The 21,494-nt window shown below is 60.4% G+C and carries 17 protein-coding genes; 2 read left to right on the forward strand and 15 right to left on the reverse strand.

Annotated elements, in window-relative coordinates; translation table 11 throughout:
* The first annotated feature begins 358 nt into the window (after positions 1 to 358).
* Positions 359 to 1,654: an NAD(P)/FAD-dependent oxidoreductase gene (locus AB7M25_RS18060; protein WP_454237764.1), complete on the forward strand. Its 1,296-nt coding sequence runs from the start codon at positions 359 to 361 to the stop codon at positions 1,652 to 1,654.
* A 178-nt stretch (positions 1,655 to 1,832) separates the two neighbouring features.
* On the opposite strand, the gene AB7M25_RS18065 is transcribed toward AB7M25_RS18060, so the two are convergent.
* Positions 1,833 to 2,615, reverse strand: a complete 783-nt coding sequence (locus AB7M25_RS18065; protein ID WP_454237765.1) for a DeoR/GlpR family DNA-binding transcription regulator — start codon at positions 2,613 to 2,615, stop codon at positions 1,833 to 1,835.
* A gap of 426 nt (positions 2,616 to 3,041) precedes the next feature.
* Here AB7M25_RS18065 and speF point away from each other — a divergent pair, with 426 nt between their 5' ends.
* Positions 3,042 to 5,225: an ornithine decarboxylase SpeF gene (gene speF / locus AB7M25_RS18070; RefSeq protein WP_454237766.1), complete on the forward strand. Its 2,184-nt coding sequence runs from the start codon at positions 3,042 to 3,044 to the stop codon at positions 5,223 to 5,225.
* 64 nt (positions 5,226 to 5,289) lie between these two features.
* On the opposite strand, the gene AB7M25_RS18075 is transcribed toward speF, so the two are convergent.
* The 14 genes from AB7M25_RS18075 to AB7M25_RS18140 form a co-directional block, all read right to left on the reverse strand.
* The gene (locus tag AB7M25_RS18075) at positions 5,290 to 6,429 is read right to left on the reverse strand and encodes an OmpA family protein (protein WP_454237767.1); all 1,140 of its coding nucleotides are present in this window, start codon (positions 6,427 to 6,429) and stop codon (positions 5,290 to 5,292) included.
* Between the two features lie 37 nt (positions 6,430 to 6,466).
* Positions 6,467 to 6,907, reverse strand: coding sequence for a type VI secretion system baseplate subunit TssE (gene tssE / locus AB7M25_RS18080; RefSeq protein WP_150725442.1), 441 nt, complete (start codon positions 6,905 to 6,907; stop codon positions 6,467 to 6,469).
* 2 nt (positions 6,908 to 6,909) lie between these two features.
* Positions 6,910 to 7,446 carry a type VI secretion system lipoprotein TssJ gene (gene tssJ, locus AB7M25_RS18085; protein WP_015095550.1) on the reverse strand — a complete coding sequence of 179 codons (537 nt, stop codon included), beginning with the start codon at positions 7,444 to 7,446 and terminating at the stop codon, positions 6,910 to 6,912.
* Positions 7,427 to 8,524: a type VI secretion system baseplate subunit TssG gene (gene tssG, locus AB7M25_RS18090; protein ID WP_454237768.1), complete on the reverse strand. Its 1,098-nt coding sequence runs from the start codon at positions 8,522 to 8,524 to the stop codon at positions 7,427 to 7,429. The genes tssJ and tssG overlap by 20 nt, the downstream gene beginning before the upstream one ends.
* On the reverse strand, positions 8,488 to 10,251 hold the full coding sequence (gene tssF / locus AB7M25_RS18095; RefSeq protein WP_454237769.1) for a type VI secretion system baseplate subunit TssF: 1,764 nt from the start codon (positions 10,249 to 10,251) through the stop codon (positions 8,488 to 8,490). Before tssF ends, tssG begins: the two co-directional genes overlap by 37 nt.
* 27 nt (positions 10,252 to 10,278) lie before the next feature.
* Positions 10,279 to 11,865 carry a type VI secretion system protein TssA gene (gene tssA, locus AB7M25_RS18100; protein ID WP_454237770.1) on the reverse strand — a complete coding sequence of 529 codons (1,587 nt, stop codon included), beginning with the start codon at positions 11,863 to 11,865 and terminating at the stop codon, positions 10,279 to 10,281.
* Complete coding sequence (locus tag AB7M25_RS18105; protein WP_454237771.1) at positions 11,862 to 15,242, reverse strand: ImcF-related family protein; 3,381 nt, start codon at positions 15,240 to 15,242, stop codon at positions 11,862 to 11,864. The genes tssA and AB7M25_RS18105 overlap by 4 nt, the downstream gene beginning before the upstream one ends.
* Positions 15,243 to 15,251: 9 nt before the next feature.
* Complete coding sequence (locus AB7M25_RS18110; RefSeq protein ID WP_454237772.1) at positions 15,252 to 16,370, reverse strand: hypothetical protein; 1,119 nt, start codon at positions 16,368 to 16,370, stop codon at positions 15,252 to 15,254.
* Between the two features lie 111 nt (positions 16,371 to 16,481).
* Positions 16,482 to 16,739: a PAAR domain-containing protein gene (locus AB7M25_RS18115; protein ID WP_429519568.1), complete on the reverse strand. Its 258-nt coding sequence runs from the start codon at positions 16,737 to 16,739 to the stop codon at positions 16,482 to 16,484.
* A 32-nt stretch (positions 16,740 to 16,771) separates the two neighbouring features.
* Positions 16,772 to 17,350, reverse strand: a complete 579-nt coding sequence (locus AB7M25_RS18120; protein WP_454237773.1) for a hypothetical protein — start codon at positions 17,348 to 17,350, stop codon at positions 16,772 to 16,774.
* On the reverse strand, positions 17,325 to 18,302 hold the full coding sequence (locus tag AB7M25_RS18125) for a hypothetical protein (protein ID WP_454237774.1): 978 nt from the start codon (positions 18,300 to 18,302) through the stop codon (positions 17,325 to 17,327). The genes AB7M25_RS18120 and AB7M25_RS18125 overlap by 26 nt, the downstream gene beginning before the upstream one ends.
* 96 nt (positions 18,303 to 18,398) lie before the next feature.
* Positions 18,399 to 19,496, reverse strand: a complete 1,098-nt coding sequence (locus tag AB7M25_RS18130) for a hypothetical protein (RefSeq protein ID WP_454237775.1) — start codon at positions 19,494 to 19,496, stop codon at positions 18,399 to 18,401.
* Between the two features lie 141 nt (positions 19,497 to 19,637).
* Positions 19,638 to 20,276, reverse strand: a complete 639-nt coding sequence (locus tag AB7M25_RS18135; RefSeq protein WP_454237776.1) for a DUF2931 family protein — start codon at positions 20,274 to 20,276, stop codon at positions 19,638 to 19,640.
* Complete coding sequence (locus AB7M25_RS18140; RefSeq protein ID WP_429519581.1) at positions 20,273 to 21,352, reverse strand: phospholipase effector Tle1 domain-containing protein; 1,080 nt, start codon at positions 21,350 to 21,352, stop codon at positions 20,273 to 20,275. Before AB7M25_RS18140 ends, AB7M25_RS18135 begins: the two co-directional genes overlap by 4 nt.
* Between the last annotated feature and the right edge of the window lie 142 nt (positions 21,353 to 21,494).

Below are 21,494 nucleotides of genomic sequence, written 5' to 3' on the forward strand. Positions count from 1 at the left end.
CGTACTTTGCCGTCACTGCTGAACATTTCGATCCAGGCCACCTCGCTGCTGGCCGCGGACGGCATTGCATGAAGCGCATCGTCAACCTGCCCATGGCCCTGCGCCGTTCCAAGTTGCGTCACTCCGCACGTCCGCCGGATAGCGCCCTGCTCGCCTGATCGGCGAGCACCCTCCTTCGCTATCCCTACATTTGCTCAGCGTATGCAATCCCTGTAGGAGCTGGCTTGCCAGCGAAAGCGGTGTACCTGCCAACAACCATGGCGACTGACACGACGCCTTCGCTGGCAAGCCAGCTCCTACAGGTTGCGCACTTCGACTGACCGGCATTGGTTTCTCCCAATCCTGCCTGGACACCGACATGACTCAACGTTGCAATTCCTACTACACCGCCACCCTCAACCAGGACACCGATTACCCGACGCTGCAAGGCCGGCACAAGGTTGACGTGGCGATCATCGGCGGCGGCTTCACCGGCGTGGCCACTGCGGTCGAGCTGGCGGAAAAAGGCCTGAAGGTCGCCATCGTCGAAAGCCACAAGATCGGCTGGGGCGCCACCGGGCGCAATGGCGGCCAGATCACCGGCAGCCTGTCGGGCGACGAAGCCATGCGCAAACAGATGCGCCGCTCCATCGGCGATGAAGTCGACGATTTCATCTGGAACCTGCGCTGGCGCGGGCACCAGATCATCCGGCAGCGCGTGGAAAAATACGGCATCGCCTGCGACCTCAAGCACGGCCACCTGCACGCCGCGTACAAACCCGCGCACATGGACGGCTTGCGCAAGGATTACGACGAGGCGGTGCGCCGTGGCATGGGTGATGAAGTCAGCCTGCTCGACCGCAGCCAGGTGCGCGACCTGCTGCAAAGCGACCTCTACCACGGCGCGATCAAGAACACCCGCAACATGCACCTGCACCCGCTCAACCTGTGCATCGGCGAGGCCCGCGCAGCCGAGAGCCTGGGTGCATTGATTTTCGAGAACAGCGAAGTGCTGGAGATCATCCACGGCGATGGCCTTCACAAGAGCCCTGGCGTACGCACCGCCCACGGGCACATCGACGCCAATCAGGTGCTGCTGGCCGGCGACGTCTACCACAAGCTAGAACCGGGCAAGCTCAAGGGCAAGATTTTCCCGGCCATGGGCGGCATCGTCACCACCGCGCCGCTGGGCGATCTGGCCAGGCAGATCAACCCCGAAGACCTGGCGGTCTACGACTGCCGCTTCGTGCTCGATTACTACCGCCTCACCGCTGACGGTCGCCTGTTGTTCGGTGGCGGCGCCAACTACAGCGGCAAGGATTCACGCGACATCGCCGCCGAGCTGCGCCCGTGCATCGAGCAGACCTTCCCGGCGCTCAAAGGCGTGGCCATCGATTACCAGTGGAGTTGCGCGATGGGCATCGTGATCAACCGCATCCCGCAACTGGGCAAGCTGTCGGATAACGTCTGGTACTGTCAGGGCTACTCCGGCCACGGCATCGCCACCACCCACATCATGGGTGAAATCATGGGCCGCGCGATCACCGGGCAACTGGAACAGTTCGACACCTTCGCCGCCTGCCAGCACATCCGCGTCCCCATGGGCGACCTGCTGGGCAATCCGATGCTGGCTGCCGGGATGTGGTACTACCAGATGCTTGAGCGATTGCGCTGAGGTTATTGGCCAGTACATTCAACATGGATGTTGTTTGTGCTGGCCTCTTCGCGGGCAAGCCCGCTCCCACAGGGATTTATGTCGACCACAAATTTCGAGGCTGACAAATAACCCTTGTGGGAGCGGGCTTGCCCGCGAAGGGGCCGGTACATTCAACACACCTGCCAGCAAAAAAAGCTCAAGCCTGCTCCACCTCAATCCCCAACACCCGATAGTCCTCCACATTGCCAGACGCCACATGCCGCTCGGTGATCAGCGTGTGCACACGGTTGCAAGGCGCGACGACAAAGGGCTCCACCGCGCCCAGCTTATCGGCGGTAGTTACGGCAATCACATGGGACGCACAATCGAGCATCGCCTGCTTCACCGGCACTTCATCAAAGTGCAGTGAGCTCAAGCCCACCTGCGGGTGGATCGCGCAGACCCCGGTAAACAGCAGATCGGCCTTGATGCCCGCCAGCAGCCGCAGGGTTTCGTGGCCGCTGGCCGACATCGTCGCCGGGTTGAGCTGGCCGCCGGCCAGGATCACCTTGATGCCTTTGTATTCGGACAGGGTAATGGCCGTCATCGGCGACGCCGTGATCGCGGTGATGGCGATCTCCGTCGGCAGCGAACGCGCGATCTGCAATGTGGTGGTGCCGGAATCGAACACCACGATCTGACCGTCCTGCACCCGTTGCGCAGCCAGTTGCGCCAAATGGGTCTTCACCTCATCGGTTTCGCTGATCCGGGTGAAATAGTCCTTGCCCGTGTCTTTGGGCCGCGGCAGCGCCCCGCCGTGCACCCGCTGCACCAGGCCGGCACTGGCCAGCTCCGCCAGATCGCGGCGGATGGTGTCTTCGGACACCGCGAAATGCTGGCTCAACTCCGAGGCCATGACCTTGCCGTCACGCTCGAGGATCAACAGGATTTTTTGCCGGCGCACTGACGGCAGTTCCGCAGCAGAATGGTTGTCTTGCATGTTTTTGCCCGTTTATGCGTGTAACTGCGTGTTGCACGAGGGTATCCGCAACCCCCGGCAAAAACAACGAACCGGCCCGGTATCATTTTTTTCGATCTTTCAAATCATTACAGCGAATTTTTTATTTTCCCGTGAGCTGTTCAAGATGGCGCCGTCACTCATGTCCTGGATGGAAACCTCATGAATATCAATTTTGCCTTTGCCTGCATGATCGTGGTCTCGTTCACCATTGCGCTGGTCCACGCCTGACCGACAGGTCGTGAGGCGTCAAGATGTGCAAGGTCGCGGTAAAAGCCTGACAGATCAGGAATATGCTCTATAACCAGTGGTGACACGATTTCCGATGCCGGGGTACTGGAAGGCGCCCCCGGAAATTAATCTCTTAAAATGTTGCGGACAATTGAGTGCCCGCCTGGAGACGCCACGATGAAACCCCTGAAAATAGCCGTCAGCGATGGCGCCGCCGCAAGCTTCAAGAACGCTCGGGAAGTGGTAGCGCTCAGCCAGACCGATTTCACCAACGTCGCCGTGGCGGTGGTGTCTGTGAATGACGTCATGGCCGGCGCACTGGGTGCCATTCAGCGCACCGGTTTCGACATTCCGATTTTCCTGGTGGCCTCGCCGGACTCAGCCAACCGTCCCCGGGAAGTCTATAAGCACCTGACGGACGTGCTGCTGCAGGTGAACGGCATTTTCGATCTCACCCGCGCCAACGCCGAGTACCATGGCAACCAACTGGAAACAGCGGCCCGAGCCTATGAAGACAGCCTGCTGCCGCCATTCTTCGACTCACTGAAGAAGTACACCGAAGCGGCCAACGCGACCTTCGCCTGCCCCGGTCACCAGGGCGGCCAGTTCTTTCGCAAGCACCCGGCCGGCCGACAGTTTTTCGACTTTTTCGGCGAGACGCTGTTTCGCGCCGACATGTGCAACGCCGACGTCAAGCTCGGTGACCTGCTGATCCACGAAGGCCCGGCGCTGCTGGCACAGAAACACGCCGCGCAAGTATTCAACGCCGACAAGACCTACTTCGTGCTCAACGGCACCTCGGCGTCGAACAAGGTGGTGACCAACGCCCTGCTGACCCCGGGCGACCTGGTGCTGTTCGACCGCAACAACCACAAGTCCAACCACCAGGGCGCGCTGCTGCAGGCCGGGGCAACGCCTGTGTATCTGGAAACCGCGCGCAACCCCTACGGCTTCATCGGCGGCATCGACGCCCACTGTTTCGAAGAAGACTACCTGCGCGAACTGATTGCCGAAGTCGCCCCGGACAAGGCCCAACTGCCACGGCCGTTCCGCCTGGCGATCATTCAGTTGGGCACCTATGACGGCACCGTGTACAACGCCCGGCAAGTGGTCGACCGCATCGGCAAGCTGTGTGACTACATCCTGTTCGACTCGGCGTGGGTCGGCTACGAGCAGTTCATCCCGATGATGAAAGACTGCTCGCCGCTGTTGCTCGACCTGAACGAAAACGACCCGGGCATCTTCGTCACCCAATCGGTGCACAAACAGCAGGCCGGTTTTTCCCAGGCCTCCCAGGTGCACAAGAAAGACCTGCACATCAAGGGCCAGGCCCGCTATTGCAACCACCACCGGCTGAACAACGCCTTCATGGCCCAGGCCTCCACCAGCCCGTTCTACCCGCTGTTCGCCTCGCTGGATGTCAACGCGCGCATTCACTCGGGCCGCAGCGGCCTGCGTCTGTGGGAAGACTGCGTGAAGTTCGGCATCGAGGCGCGCAAGCTGATTCTCGAAGCCTGCACCATGGTCCGCCCCTTCGTGCCGGACACCATCGAAGGGCGCGCCTGGGAAGACTACCCAACGGAAGACATCGCCAGCGACATCCGCTTCTTCGAGTTCCATCCCAAGGACCGCTGGCACGCCTTTGCCGGCTACGCCGAGAAGCAGTACTTCATCGACCCGTGCAAATTGCTGTTCACCACGCCGGGCATCGACCCGGTGGACGGCAGCTACACCGACTTTGGCATTCACGCGGGCATCCTCGCCAACTTCCTGCGCGAGAACGGCATCGTCCCGGAAAAATGCGACCTCAACTCGATCCTGTTCCTGCTCACCCCGGCCGAAGACTGGGCGAAGATGACCCACCTGGCCGCCCAGATCGCCCGCTTCGAACGCTTCATCAGCGACGACGCGCCGATGAGCCGGGTGCTGCCGGCCATCTACGCGCAGCATCAGGAGCGCTATCGCAACTACACCATTCGCCAGCTCTGCCAGGAAATGCACGACCTGTATCGCCATCACAATGTGCAGCAGTTGCAGAAGGACATGTTCCGCAAGGAACACTTCCCGAAAAAGGCCATGAACCCGCAGCAAGCGCAAATCGAGTACATCCGCGGCAACGTCGAGCTGGTGGCGTTGGCGGATGCCGATGGGCGGATCGCGGCTGAAGGTGCGTTGCCTTATCCGCCGGGCGTGCTCTGCATCATCCCGGGCGAAGTCTGGGGTGGCGCGGTGCTGAAGTACTTCCTGGCGCTGGAGGAAGGCATCAACCGCTTGCCCGGTTTCACACCGGAGTTGCAGGGGGTTTATCTGAAGGAGCATGAGGGGCGTATTCGCGCTTATGGATATGTGATCAAGGCTTGAACCCTGTGCAGGCGTAGCCGCGGGAACGGACCGCAGTTACGCCTGTATTTCCCTCCCCCCTCGCCTACACGGGGCGCTCCTCTGACGCCGTTTGCCCACATGCACCCGCATGTGGCAACAGGCTGATTTCAACCCGTCGGTTCGCCGCACGCCCGGTTTCGCTGTCATCACTGCTGACAGGCTGGCTGGCGGCAAACCCCTGCACCGCAAAGCAGCTGTCAGGAATATCACCCATGCGTTGCATCCAGTCACGCACGGCCGAGGCCCGGGCGTGTGAGAGTTGCTGATTGTGCTGCGCACTGCCTCGACCATCCGTGTGCCCGCCTATAACAATCAGCCAGCCCGGCTGAGCCTTGATGTCAACCAGGGCGCTGATCAGGATCTTGGTCGAACCCGGCTTGAGCTCGGCGCTGCCGGCCTCGAACAACGACAGGCTGTCCAGGTGCACCGGCGCGACAATAGTCGGTGGCGGCTGCAATAGATGCGCCAGGCGTAGCTCGGCGACGCCGGTCGAGCCCAGCCACCAGGCTCCGCTGACCAGGCCCGTCACAAGGGCTGCAGCGCAAAGCCACCGGGCCAGGGGACGCTTCGCCGGCGGCATTTCAGGCATGGGCAAGGGGTTGGGCGGCAATATCACCACAGGCATCAACCCGGGCGGCGCCGGCTCCCTTGCAGGCGGCGATAGCGTGCCAACCACAACGCTGCTGCGCTGCATGCGCCGGATCAGGCTCTCGATCTGCTGGCGCAAGGCATGCAGGGCCACCACCGGCGCTTGTGCCTGCAGCTCCAGGCGCTGCTGCAAACGCGCCAGCCCGCTGTCCAGTTGAAGCAACTCGGGGAAGTGTTGTGTTCCCGGCGCCAGATTGCGCAACAACGCCTGCCACTGCACGCACAGCCAGGCAAGGATATCCAGGCGCACCGACGCCATGGGTGGCCAACAGGCCGCCCACTGGCCGCACAGGGTTTCGATCAGCGTCACCCCCTGGGTCATGCCTTCCACGCCATGCCGCTGGCTGCGCGCCAGGGCAAACGCGGCGGCCGTCTGCAGGTCTGCGCCGTTGTGTTCGAACAGTGCCAGGCACCACTGCTCCACTCTCGCCCAATCTACATCGGGACAGGCCGGATGACTCAACTTCGCCAGCTCTTCTCGCAGCGCAATAAACTCACCGTAACCGCGCGGATCACCGCCCAGTCGAATACGCATTTCAAATAGCACCGTCAGCCTCCGTTGCTTTATAAGTTCAGGATTTCGACAGCCATTGCTGTCGTTTCAGATGGCGCACCAGGACTTTGCCCTCCGCTGCCAGTGTGGTACCGAAGGTCACCTGCCGGCCGCTTTTGAGCAGCACGTCGAGGCTGTAGTCCAGATGGCCTGGCAAAGCTTGCTCGAGCAACTCGATGTGCACGGTCGCCAGACGCGGTTCGTACTTGCTCAGGGTGTCCTGCATGGCCCTCATCAACACGTGCGCCGAGCCCGGCAGGCCCTGGAGGATCTGGCCCATGTCGGGAAGACCGTAATCGGGCAGGTGCGCGAGTGTTCCGGCCCGGCTGTTGAGGATGCGTTGCAGGTTGTCCAGTACCGACAGCGTGTGCTGGTCCTCTTCATTGACTTGATACAGGTCCAGGTCACCGTCGAAGTTCTGCAGCAGTGTTTCGTAAAGCGATGGATTGAGGTCAGGCATGGTCAGTCCCGGGCCAATGCGCGCAGGGTCAATTGGTTGTCCCCCAGCTCGATGACCCGTGCCCGGTCCGGGTCGAGATCGTCGCGGTTCAAGGTCAAGCGCCAGGTATTCATCTGCACATCGGGGTTACGAAACAGCGCGACCACCGTGACGAAACGCGCGTCCTTATCCAGCGGCACATCCAGTTTCGCGCCCTCGCCAGGCTTGATCACCAGCGCCCGGGTATCGAGCAAATTGCCGGCCAGCGCCTGCTCGTCGCCACCGAGCAGGCTGTCGTAGGAAGCCCTCTGCAGCGCCTTGCTGTCGCTCAGTTGATAGACCCGCACCAGCGTCGGGACCGACATCGCATTCATGTCCGCAACATCAGTGTTGATGGCCGTGCGGGCACTGAAATCCAGGCGCAAGTCTTTCACCTGTTTGTAGAAAATCGAGCGGGTGGCAGATGCCGTGCCTTCCGAGACAGTCTGAGTGACACCACAGCCGGCGAGCACTACCGCCAGCGTGGTCAGGATCAATGAATTACCAACGGTACGCGACATGCTGTGCTTCCCTGTTCCGAGTATTTTTCGACAGGCCCTGGTAGCGGCCCAGATTGATGGTGATGGTGTCGTGTTCCGCGCCCTGCCAGGTGTCACTGCCCGAACCCAGCATGCCGGTCATACCCAGGCGGATCGGCGCCCGCCCCAGCACCGGTTGCGGCAAGCTGCGCACCGGCAGCGACAACCGCAGCCTGGCGGTGCAGCGCCAGCCCAGGTAGACCCGCAGCAACACCAGCAGATCGTTATACAACTGGCCGTCGGGCAACCAGCCCCGAGCTTCGTCCCGGTCCCTGGTGAACAGCGCCAAGTGCAGCTGGCTGTTGGCGTCGAATCCGTTGCTCCCCAGCGGCGTGCCCTGGGACAGGCTGACCGGACGACTCGCGGACAGACTTGCCGGATGGGCCAGGGGGATTCTCTGTGGCCAGTGCGGCGTGATCCTGGCCCGGGTCTCTGGAGCGAGCAGCGACACCAGAGCGGTGATGCCCTCGGCGTTGCGGGTGGGCATGCGCATCACACCAAGCAGCGCGAGAAACCGCGAAACCGGCGTGGCAATGCGCTTGGCCGTGCCGGGAATGCCAAGACCGACCAGACCCAGCAGACACTGCGACGTCGCATCACTGCCGCCGGCTTCGAAGGTGGCCGGGTAGGAATACTTGCGCCAGATCCGATAGAACTGGGTGAAGATCCGGTGGTTGAAAATATCCAGAAACGCCTCAAGCGCCTCATGCCCGTCGCGGCGCTGGGCAATGTCGTCGACAAAAGCCGTCGGCAATGGCGAATCCACGCCGTACAAGCCCAACAGCCGCGTACGCACCGTCGCCGGACGCAGCGGCTGCCGGTCATCGATCTCGATGCACTTCAGCTCACCGGCGGGAAAGCCCATGCCGGGGTCCGGGCGAAACCGTACCGGGTCGTCTGCCGGATGGCTGCTGCTGCCCAGCGGCGGATGGCCTGGCAGGGCTTGCTCCAGCAGCTGGCAGAACCGATACAGACTGGCCTCGGCCACCCGCCCCTCCAGCACCTCGAGCAATCCGCAGGCTTTCAGCCGGGAATACGCTGACTGTGGTTCTCGTTCCATCGCAGGCACTTTCCAGTAGGTTGAAGGATCAGCGTGAGCTGGTTGAACAGGTGAATGTCGGCGTACAGCGCGAAGAAGCGATGGAGCATTTCGCCGAACAGGCTGATGTCGCCCTCGCCGCAAAAACCATGGGCGTCGAGGGTCACTTCGATGTCCACGCCGCGCAGCAGAAAGCCCTTTTCGAACCGCTGCACCAGGTGGTGCCTGACTTCGACGATGGCCGCCAGGCGACGACGGTTCAGCTCGCTGCCGGTCCAGTCGTACAGCGCCAGGGTGCCGCGCAGCACTTCGGCGTTATCGAGCATCGGCAGGAAGTTGGAGCCCAGGTGGCTGAGTACGCGCCAGTGGAAACGATCGCGGTTCGGCGGATAACACGGCAAGGTCGGGGCGCTCAGATTGCGCACGCGCAAGCCGCTCACGGCGGTGTTGACCAGCCCATCAAGCAGGGTGCTTTGCAGCGCCTTGCGTGGCAGCAGGCCGTGGGTCCCGGTCAGTTGCAGGGAAAGGCTCTGGCTGCCCTGCAAGCGATCCTGATCGAAGCCGTCGCCCCCAAGAATCAGCCAGGTATCGTGCAGGCCAATGGCGCCTCGCTTGAGGCGGGTATGGAAGTAACGCTCGGGCGCCTCGTCGCGCAACATTCCGCCCTTGTGACGAAAACTGCTGAACGGCACATAGTCCAGACGCTCGGTGTTCTTCGATGCGGTGACCCGGTCCACCGAGTAAATTTCCGTGTGACCGTCCTGCAGGCGCATGGGACGCAACAGGTAGTCGGTTTGCAATGGATCCAGCGGCATCGGATCGGCTTCCAGGGTGAACAGATTGATCACCGGTACCGCATGCAGGCGAAGGTGTTCGGCGCTCAGGTTGAATGCCTGCGGCCACGACTCGCGCAGGACCACCTCCAGTTCGAACCAGGGCATATCCGCAGTGATGTTCACCTGCTCCAGGCCATGGAGGGTGACGAACATGAACTTCTCGCGGAAGGTGAAATACTCCAGCAGCAACTGATACCCACTGAACGCGCTGTCGCCCTTTGGCCACAAACGGTCCTCGTCGGCAAAGCCCTTGGGCGCGAAATGACCTGCCAGTGCAACTCGTTGCGCCTCGCCCGGCAGGCGCACATACAACGCCTGGGCATGCAGGGTCAGGGCCTGATGCAGCGCGCTGGCCAGAGGGGCATCGGCGTTCAGGTACATCGGCACGCGGCTGAGGTCGATCTGGCTCCAGTCGATCGCCGTTGCGCAGGCAAACCGCAGGCGCAGCAGCGAGCGGCCGTCGGGCTCATGGGCCAGGCGCAAGGATTGCAATTCGATGGGTTGCAGCCGCAGGTCCTGGGTGGTGGTGTAACGGCATACGGTACGCTGCGGCCCGATGGGTTGCGAGAGCACCTCCTGGCCGGCGGCGATCAGCTCGCTGCGCCTGAGCTGTGCCAGCTCCACCTGGAACTCGACGATCGACAGCGAGGGAATGGTGCGCAGGTAATGGGGCCACAACAGGCTGACCAGGCCTTCGGTCAACTCCGGCAAGTCGTCGTCGAGCTTTTCGCGCAGGCGCCCCATCAAGAAAGCGAAGCCCTCGAACAGACGCTCCACATAGGGATCGCGGGCGCCGGGTTTGTCCAGGTTCAACTGCGCCGCGCGGTCGGGAAACGCTTGCGCAAACTCCTGCCCGGCTTCGCGCAGGTAGCGCATCTCGGCGTCGTAATAACGCAGTGTCAGATTGTCCATGCTGTAAATAATCCTGATAAATGGGGTTCAACCGCACAGTACGGCGGCGCGTACCGGATCGATGGCAACCAGCGCCGCCAGCAACGTCTCCATGCGCCTGGCCAGGGCCGGCTTGTCGGCATCGTTGCGCTGCGCTTTCAGGCGGGTCAGCTTGAGCAGGCGGGCCTTGACCTCGAAATTCAATTCCGGCTCCCAGTCCGCCAAGGCCTGGCGCTCGGCCGTGGCATCCAGTTCACCGAGCAGGTGCAGGGCCAGGTCGTTCTTGCCGCATTGCTCGGCCACCCGCGCCATCAGCAGGCGCAGCAGCCAGCGCTGGCGACCGCTGTGAATGTCCGGGCGCGCGGCCAGCCAGGCCAGTGCATGTTCGACGCCGTCGCTGTCGGCCTGGGCCAGCGCCTCGCTTTCCAGGGACAGAATCTCGCCATCGGCCATGACCGCTGCCGGGGCCGCTGCGGGCAGGAGCTGGCGCGACTGTTGCGCGCTTACGTGCTGAGCGATCCATTCACGGGTGGTCTCGTCGGCGAACGGTGTACCGTCGTTCCACCCCAGCGCCTCCAGGCCCGGCAGCCGCTCGAGGAACATACCCAGGTCGCGCTTGACGATGTCGGCCCAGCCGTCGTGAGGCGCCGGTAGTTTGCTCAGGGCCTGGACCAGGTACCACTGCAGGTCCAGCCAGAAATGGTTGACCCCCTCGGCGAATATCCATTCGACCTGAACAAGCAATTCGCTCCAGTTCTGTTGCTGATACAAGCGCTTGAGTTTCGCCCTGGATTCTCCCCTGGGCGGTGAAATACGCGTCGTGCCGCTGGCGTCCTGTAGCGGCGGCTCGTGCAAGGTATCCCAGCGCAAACTCTTCATCAGGCGGTGCGCCGCCAGCCAGCCCAGGGGCTGGTCACGCAGGTAGTCGGCCAGCTTCCGGCCGCTGTCCAGCAGGTCGCGCCCGGACTTGATGGCCAGGCTGTCCGGCGCGCTGGCCTGGCCGACGGACTCGTGGCTGGCGCTGTGTTGCGGCACCACCGCATCGACCCCACCAGACTGCGCCAGGCGCGCCGACAACGCCCCATGCAACGCATCCAGCTGCGGCCGCTGATCCTCGGGCCAGGCTTGCAACCCATGTTCAAGCCAGGCCAGCGCCGCCACCGTGCGTTCAGCCTCGGTCTTGACCACCTCCGGGTACAGCGACAGGCTGTCCAGCACCTTGCCGCCGGTCAACCACTCCAGGGCCATCTTGCGGCTGTTGGCCCTCACGGGAAGCACATCGCCGGCGTACCGCTCAACCAGCGCCGCCAATAAACCAAGGCCATCGGCCAACCCCGTCTCACCGTCCTTCTGCAGGCGTGCCCACAGGTAGTAAGTGGCGACGCGCAGATCCTTGCAGCGCTGGCCGAGCAACTTCTCCGCCAGCTGAATCACCTCGTCGACGTTCGCGCCGGTGAGCTTGTTGACCTCTTCGCGCATGCGCTGGAAGTCATCGTCATAACCCGGGTCTTCACCGACCGGCGACTGCGCGCTGATGGGCTGCAACCAGGATTGCCAACAGTCGGCCTGGGTACGGGCAAGGGCCAGCGGGTCACGTTCGCCGAGGCAACGGGTGATCAGTTTGAGCAGGCTCATGGGTAACTTCCATTCTGCGCATAAGGCTGCGCTTGAGTGCCTTCGCCGAGAAAAATCTGCGCCGGCAATTCAAAGCCGCGCAACTTGAGCAACGCCAGCGGCCCTGCGCCCAGTTCGGTGCGCAGGTGCCAGGTCAGGTCGAGGCCATCAGGTGCCCTGAGCTGCACGCGATACTGGCTGTCGGTGTCGTTCAGCGCGGTGACTTTCGCTTGTTCCAGCAGACGGATCAGGCCCCAGGTGCCTTCGTAGTCGCCGAACAGCCGTTCATTGGCCAGCACACTGATCCACAACAAACGCGTGCCCGGATGCTGGCTGAAGCCCGGCCAGCTGAAGCGCTGCCAGCGTTCCTTCTGGTTGAAGTACTCATGCTTTTCGCCATTGAGAATGAAGGTGGTCTGCACCACGTCGCGCACCGGCTTGCCGCGCAGCTCGAAACTCAGGCCCATGCCGCCGTCGGTGTAGAGCACGTCGGCGAGGTGGCTGAGCTGGTTGATCGCCGTCAGGAACTTCGGGTTGAAGTGCAGACCCTGGCTGTGCCGGGCATCGGCCACCCAACGGCTGCCTTCCTTGCGCAGCACGCCGCCCAGTTGCTGCTGCAGAAACTGTTCGATGCGCCCGGAGTCGGCACGGATCATCTGCCCGAGCATCGGCAATGACGCGTCGCTGCTGGTGGCGGCAAAGGGGTAGCGGCCGGCGAAAGCGCCATGCCAGTCCTTGACGATCGCCCGCTGCCACTGGCTGTTGAGGCCCGCCGTCGAGGGTTGCAGCACCCGTTGCCAGGCCTGCTCCAGCGGCTGCACGAACAGGGTCTGGCCGATCCCGTCCCACTCGGCGCCGAGGCTCGCGGCGAGCAGGTTGCCGTAGGCCTGGGTGTCGGTGAGGTCGACGCTATGCCCCTGGAACACGCTTTGCGCCAGGGCCTGAGTCATCGCCTGCGGGTTCGGCGCGTTGCTCACTTGTTGCAGCTTCAGGCGCACCCGCGTGACCCGGTTGAGGAAGGCTTGCAGGCTCAGGCGCTCGCTGTCGTAGGTGCGCTCGGCGTCCTTGCCCAACAGACTCAGCAACGGCCCGAAGGTGGCGTCCAGCGGACCACCCGGACCGCCGAGCGACTGCTCGATCGGCGGCACGCTGTCCTGGGCGATCAGCTTCTGCGCCGACTTGATCAACGACTCGCCCAGGGCCTGGCCGCGCGTGCCGGCCTGCCCCTGCCAGGCCAAGGTGTTCATCAGCGCGATCAGCGGCGACTGGCGCACGTCGCTCATCAGCGCCAGTTGATCGATCACCTCGCCGAGGCTGTCGACCGGCTGCCAGCGCAGGTGGTTGAGGAAATCCAGCCAGGCATTGGCGTAGTCCTGGAAGTAACGTTCGGTCAGGCGCTCGCGCAGTTGCTCCGGGCTCAATTCGACGGCGAGGCTGGCGGGATTGTCGCTGAGCACCCAGTCGATCTCTTCGCGACGGGCCTCGGCGATGGCGGCAATGGCCGGCCGCACCTGGCCTTCCCAGGCCTGGCGAGTGAACACGCCCGGCACTTCGGCCGACGTGGTAAACAGCGCCGCTGCCTCGGTGTCGCCGACCATCTGCTGAAGATTCAACGCCGGAGCGTGATTGGCCGCGCCGTCGAGGACGCTCTGGTACAGGCTGGCTTCGCCATTGCGCTGGCCGAGCTGGCCGAGCAGTACTTGGCGGGCCTGGGCCACCAGCCGGGGGTCGGCTTCGATGCCCCATTGCGGATGGCGCGCCAGTTGCTGCGCATAAAACTGCCACAAGGTGGGTGCCAGTCCTTGCCAGAGCCCCGGCGAGAACCCGGCGCGTTGCGGCTCGGCGTCGCTCAGGACCTGGGCCAGGAACGCCGCGTCGGTTTTTTCCGGGCGTGCCAGCATCAGGTAGGCCTTGAGCTGGGCATAGGCCACACCGGCACGCTTGCTGCGTTCGGGGCTGTCCGGCGGCAGTTTGACCAGCGCGTTGAGCCGCGCCTGCAAATGGGCCACCGCCGGATCGCGCAGCAAGCGATTGTTGGCCTCGACGTAACGCGGCCACAGCGCGGCCAGCAGCGCATCGTTTTGATTGAGGCCAAAGCGCTGATACCACGGCGTGCTGTGCTCGGCGCGGTAATCCAGGCGCCCGAGCTCGCGCACCAGTTCGTTGAACGCGAGGAATTGTTCATCAGCGCTTTGCGATTGTTCGAGGGTGGTCAACACGGTCTGCACCTGCGCGATCTGCACGCGGTTGCTGACGAACGACAGCAACAGACCGGTGCCCCAGACCACGGCCAGGCCCAACGCCAGCCCATAAGCGACGCGCGGCGCGCTCCAGCCCAAACGCCGGCTGCGCGGTTTCGGGGCGTCCAGCACGCCCTGCCAGACCGGGCCCATCGGCCAGAAGTGGTCATCTTTGCGATCCGTCTTACGGGTCAGCGGCAAGCTGAACCACAACCCGCGCAACGGCAGGTCCTGCCGGAAGACCCCGAACCACGGCGCCAGCGCCTGACGCCAACGGGCCAGGCCTTCGACCTGCAAATCCCGCGACAAGCGCAGCAGGAAATCATGATCGGGCCGCGTGCTCATCTGCGCCCAGCCTTCGTGGCGCAACGGTTCCAGCAAATTTTTCAGCGCGTGTTCCAGGATCGGCGGCGTCAGGCGTGACGGCAGCACGCAGCCGACCGCCTGGGTTGGGCGCTGGTCCTGCGCCCACGAACTGGCGCAGACCTGCCACAGGTGCAGCGGCAACGACCAGCCCAGCGTGCGCGCCAGATCTTGCAGGTGACGTGCACCGTTGCCCATCAGGTTGTCGTCGGCGCTCTGCTCGGCGTTCAGCGCCCAGACCACGCCGTCGAGGGCGCACCAGCGGGTCAAGGCGCGACAGCGGTCGAGTACCGAGGCGTCCAGTTTGGTTTGCACACTGCCACCCCAGAGCAACAGGGTGTTGTGGTCTTCCAGCCAGTTGTCGTGGCTCAAGCCGGGGGCGATCGCCTGGATCTGCTCGGGTTCGCCGACGATGAGCAGGAGGCGGGTTTTGTGGCGCCAGAGGTGGCCGTGGCGCTTGCGCAAGGAAGCTTTGATCGCCGCGATGGTTCGTGCTCCCGGCGTATCAGCGGTTTTTTCGGGGGACACTTGCGCAGGCTGCTGAACGTCATCCGTATCAAGCCGGCCATAAGTTGAATGCCCCAACAGCCGTCCCAGCAATGGATAACCACCCAGGAATATCGCCACGATCAAGGTGGTGGCCGAGACCACCGAAAACCAGAACGTTTGCCAGCCGCTGCCGGATTCAATACCCAGCGACTCAGGGTGATACCAGACCTGTGCAGCCAAAACCAGACCAGCGACCACCAGCACGCTGACCAACACACCTATCCCTACAGAGCGTCGAAACTGCATTCGAGATTCCTATTTCGAAAGGGGTGACACGGGCATCAGCACCGTGCTCCAAAGCCCATCGGCGACGGCGCCGCCACTGAAAATGAATTGCGGCCCGGCACCGCGCTCAATCGCCTGCGCCGCGGCGGCTATGGCCAGCCAAGGTGCTGCGGGTCCAGGATGCCCAAGCAAATCATCGAGACTGCAAAAACCCTGGTTAGGCCTGGCTGGCAGAGGTAATTCCGCCGACACCATCGACAAGGCGGCATGACGTTGCGCATCAATACCTGCGCGCCAAACCTGCTCGATGGATTGCGCACCCAGTGGTACCCAGTCGAGAGCTTGACGTGCGGCGTAGAGCAGATCGGTGTCGGTGGGCTTGCGCTCTGGTTCGGGACGATGGAGGCAGGCGATCGGCGCCAAGGTCGTTTGCGTCAGACGGTTGCCCAGCAACAAGCCAACAGCAACCTCTGCCGTGCCTTCGGGCTGCTCCAGTGCAAACTGCACCGCCACCACCATCAGCAAGGCCTGATCGTCAATACGCTGGTCAAGCCAGTGATCCACCGCGGCCAACCCGCTGCCCTCGACAGGAATCGACGATTGACGGATACCCGACGCACTCCACGCCTGGCGCCACACGCGACGCAACACCCCCTCAGGCAATCCGCTTTCGACCTCCAGTAAAAATGCCAGTGGCGCACCGTCCGGTAACGGCTCCAGAGTTCGCGCCAAATCGCCGAGCAACTGCTTCAACACGTCCAGCAGCAGGAGTTCGGGGTCTTCCCTATCGCCTGACAAGTGACTGTGACGTAACGGTGTTGAGCCCTCCCGCACGGGTCGAGCCGCAATAGAGGAAGTCCCGCTCAGAAAAGCATCCAGTTGAGCGGCTGGCTGACCACCTGGTTCTCGAAGGGCCGTATACAGACTCACACCCAATAATTGTTGGGAGCGACGCCCTTGCCGGGTCTTGCGAATCAAATCGTTCTCCCGAGCTTCATCCCAACCATCGGCAGCACTTTGTTGACCTATGTAAATCAGTGCTCGCCCAAAACCCAACACGCACCAGCCAACCAACGGTACCCCCAGGGACAGTGCCCAGAAGTTGACTGGCTGCTGATGCAAGTCTGCAGGCCCGAACAACAACGCCACCCCCGCCCCCATCAGCAGCAACAGAGGCAGCAAACCTGCCCAAAGCCAGACACGAGGGCGCGCAGGTCTCAGCGCTAATGCTGGGACTCGATCCAATCTGACTGGCATAGGCTAGTTCGCACCCGCTACAGGCAAGGAAGAAACCAGCGCACAACCGCATGCGCAGCGATGGCCATCGAAAGCGACCGGGACACCATTGTCACGAAACGCCGGATGCCCCTCGGCGATCACCGTGCGGCCGTGGCTTGGACAGCGCACCGGGTCCCCCTCGCGCGCCACACCGACACCCTCGAATCGCATGTCGGTGGAACCCGAAAGTACGGTGCCGCCACCGGTGGTTTTGTCGCCAATACGGATGATGCCTTTCATGCTTTGATCCTTTTTAATTGAATGGAAAATTTCTAGTTCGGGTTCTCTTGGCTCAATACGTCTTGCGGTAAAAAAGCGTCCTCACGCAAAACAAAGTTCGTAAACTGCAAGGGTCGCCCGGCAGCATCGACATTTTCGAACCACTCAATGGAAAACCCCTTTAAGCTCCATTGCACTGAAGAGAAATCGGAATCTTGCATCTGATCCCCTGTGTTCTGACTTGCCAGTGAAATCGAGCGTAAACAACTACTCACCAATACTTTTATTTTTTCGTTCAAAACTGCGCCAGCGACTTGATAGACATGGAGCCAGACCTCGTTACCCGCACCACAAACGCCTGAAGGGCGTGCAGAATTCGAAGATAAAACCTGGAACAGCGAGACATATTCCCTTCCCCCGATCGTGTGCTTGTCTCTGTCATAAAACACACCACCCACGTCGGAAAACAACTTCACGTCATACACCGTTCCATCGGCCATCTGCAGATGCACCTGCCCGCCATTATTTTTTAGCCACACTGTTTCGGCATTTGCGCAGGTAACGGCTGCCAATCCGAGCAACAACCCAACCAGGAACTTTCCGAGCTTATTTACCAAGCACATGATCTGCATAACACACTCCCTGGTATTGCCATGGGTGATCATCCGACTGCCCCTTAGTTCCCTTCGAATAGGTATCCTTATCTCGCTCTCGCAATTGTGCTTGCGTTTTGTCCTTGTTCATTTCGTTATCCATCGACCAGCCTATATTTCCGGTATTGGCATCACACAAAAGGTTCTTCTTTCTGACCCAGGAAGTAGAAACCCTATCCCACTCGTGATAAGAACCACCGTTCCACCGGCTGAACACTTCATGGCGCAGCTGATCTTCTGTATAGGTTCTGCCTGCTTGCCCCAGGTATTTTTTGGCGATGCGCACTTTGTCCTTATAAATCGAAGATCCCGCCAGGATGTTGGCTTTCCAGTTCCAGACTTGCTCGTAATTGGGTACCGGATTGGTCATTTGCGTGATGCCGAAACCTTTATCAAAGGCAACTATTGGCTCGCCATCGAAGTTAATGAAGTGTTTGGAGTTGGTTTCTTGCTCCAGCAGCTTTTCAAAGCCCGTCATGTCGTCAAGGGTGGCAATGTAAGTTGCGACGCTCTGCGCACTGGGATTTTGCCCTTTTATCACTATGGCTCTTTTCAATATCTTGGCGCCGACACTCACCTCCACGGTCAACGTGCCGCCCAACACCTTTTCAGAAAAACCGACGGTCCATGAACGAGCGTTACTGACGAACGAGCCCGATTCTTTGAAAGTCTGCAGAACATTACCTTTTCTGGCGCGCTCCCTTAACCCACTGACTTTTGCCTCCCACTCGATTGTCCATGACCATTTATAATCACCGGCCACTTGCGTGCGAAACTCGAAGACGATTTCTGGTAATTCTGCATCCTGTGTGATCTTGAACACTGCATTTTCGGCAGGCGACACCCAGGTTAACGAACTTTCCACAGACACCACTTTGACGACTGTGCTGTCAGCATCGTTAGTGCTTCCTGCATGTTTGACTTGCTGCATGACGCCCCCATTTCATGTTTCATCAACTCAAAAAGGCCAAGATCGAACCCGCTTGCACTTCTCAGACGGGGCTCCATCTAAAAGGCTTGAGAAAAGTCATTTACGGAAGCACGCCTTGCCACTGCCCAGATCCAACTCCAGGCAGTTCGGCTTGATCTCCAGTGCCAAGTCCCTGAATATCATTGAAGGATCGTCTTCTTGGCCGGGCCGATATCCCGACCAATAAATATTAAACCAGCGTCCTGTTGGGGAAACTTCCACCCACTGAACGGGTCCTTTCGAACCTTGCTCTTGAAATCCGACTTTTTGTAGTTTTCTCCGCACGTTATATGGCTGGAGTGCTAATTGCTCCTTAGATTCATTCCAGATTTCCTTTTTTATGGATCCGTCCTCATACCCCCAGTAAACGCTCACGGAATTAATCTTCGGCTTAATAAGCTCATTATCGTAGTACATAGCAATCAGATAATTACCCTTAATATGCTTCAGCTCTTCAGGATTATTTTTATAGTAAAGCTCAGCCCCCGCCAGATCACGCTCATATGGCTGATCAAAGGATATTTTTCGGCCTGGCTTCTTCTTCCAATCAATACCAAGCCAACGCGCAGTATTAGAAACCTCAAACCACTTAATAGCATCTGATCCTCCCTTATCACGAAAGCCAATTTTCTTTAGAACTTTTCGCTCATCAAAGGGTAGCGATAGACGCCAATCATACTCACTCTTCCAAACCAGATTCGCTGCAGAACCATCAGAAAATTCCAGAAACACGTCTACAGGGTTAATCGCTGGAAGAGCTGTATACTGATCGTGCTTTATTTCCAAAACATAATTATTTCGCGCAAGTTCATAGCCGCGTTCACTATCGTAATCGTGATACTCCTCCACTTCTTCCAAATTTAATTCATCCTGCAAACTAAAACTGATATCACCCGCAGCCCTCGGTGTATTACCGGCATCGCTTTGCAATAACACTGCATCCCCATCTACCCGCCAACTGCCTTTGGCATAACCTTCCGCCGAGCCATAAACAATTCCGCCAGCGAACGTACCGTCTTTATTTAGTTGCAATTCAGAAGCCATCTCCATCGCACCTTGCAGGTAGTAACGCCCTACAAAATCGCTTGAGCCAGCTGCCGATAGAGCGGAGAAAAGCGATGTACCAGTTGCAAATAGAACATTTCGAATTTGCATACCTTAGAGATCCCTTTCAAATCAATTGATGCTTCCAAAAACTTTCTTTACGCGAATACCTGTCAACTACCGAGCATTTAGACGTGCCGTTCACTCGATTTAAAATAAGCTGACCTGTTTAGCCTCCTTCCAAGTAATGACCTACCAAGTACCGTAGGGAATACCGTGCTGGTCGATATAAGCCTGGGCTTCCGGCTTCGGTGCCCGGTAGTAAATACCGTTACCGTTCCGATGAGGTCCAAGCGGCTCAACCTCCGCCTGAAAGCGGCCGACTTCCTTGAAGTCCAGACATGCTCCGCCCACCCAGACCTTGACGATGCCGCCGGGGGCCATGCCCAAGGTGATCATCTTTCGATAGTCGTTCCTCCACTCTTTGGAGCCTTGGCAAAACACCCACTCCGGTTTGATCATTTCATCGCGTACCCATTGCGGGATCGGGATACGGATTTTGTAGGCCTGCGGCTCCACCAGCGATTGCCAACGCAAGAAGATCCGTTCGGGCAGGTCGACGTTGTTTACAGACATCATCGATCCTCCTCCTTTGTGCCAGCCCTCCACTTTTCCGGTGTAACTGGCTACCCCCGCAGACACGCGGAAGAACGGCAGCCCCCTCTGGTCGAGCACATCGACAGTCTCAACCCACACTTCCATGAAACGAGGAGCCGCCAGACCGACATACCAACTGTAATAGGGCAGCTTGGGCGCTGCGGGTGGTTGTGGACCACTGGCGCAGGCGCTTAGGCAAAACAGCAAACCGAAGAGCAGGCTCAAGCGCCTCATTGGGGATAACCCTCTTGCGGGTGGTTGCGATACACCTTGCGTTTACCATCGGCTGTTGGCTTCATGGTCATGAAAATGCCGTTAGGTATCCAGTGAGCGGACTGATGGATGTAACGCTCACGCAAGAGACGCTCCTGGTGGGGATCGAGGCTGACTTCAGCACCTGCGAGTGCTTGCTCCAGTATCTGAGCGGCGATGGGTTGCAGTTCTTCTGGTAGCTGAAAACGTCGGTCCTGCTCGTCGATGACATCAAATGGCACGTCATGGCGCACACCCAGCTCACGCATCAACCGCAAGTAAACAAGGGCCAACTCACCCCGAACCGTCCGATCGATTTCAATGGTCAACATATGCAGCTGGTCTTGAGTCTCCGGCCCGCCACGGGCCACCGTCGGAATCGGCCAGCTCTTGATTTCGATACGGCCATCACCGGCAATGCCGCTGTCACGGAGCGCCTGGACTTTAGGCAGATTCTTTATCCACTCCGATGTGGACTGCACCCGTTGATTGTGGCGCTGGGTGAAACGGCTCGGCTTCGTCAACCAAAGCCGTTCGCGGGCGCGCGGCAAGTAGCCACCGCCGATGTTCGAGTGCACCCCGGGCAGGCTGATTTGCCGATGGTGGTGATGCACGCCGTTAAGGGCAAAATTGTGACGGCGCTCGTCGCGGGCCTGCAACTGAATGACCTGACGGGCGCAACCGGGTGGCAGGTACAGGTTCACACCCGGGTTGTGGTCATCTGCCACGCTTAGGTCAATGCCTCCGATGGCGGCGACGGTGTCGAACAGGCCGATGAAGTTGAGGCTGATATCCACCGCCGGGTCAAACGTGGTCAGCAAGGTGAACCGGCCAGGCTGCAGCAGTTCTTTGAACAAGCCGCGACCCGGTTTGAGCAGCTCGTTGGCACAGTGCCGTGCGGCGGCGGCACCGCGACTGAAGCCAAAAATATCGAACTCGATCTTGCGGATATAAGTTCCAGGGTTGGCTTTTTGAAACAGATCCCACTGCTCTTTGATTAGGTCAGGTGCTTGCTCAACCCGCGCCACGACTCCGGTTTCCCCCAGGCCTGTGGCCATGCCGAAGAGTGAATCCTCGCCACGACTGAGGGTACCGATACCCTCCAGATACACCTTCAAATAACCGATTGCCGCGTTCGTCGTAATCGGTGTTGCTGTGTTGTCTGGATACAATTCACGTAAATACACCACATTACTCGGC

This window comes from Pseudomonas sp. AP3_22 TE3818 (assembly GCF_053628995.1).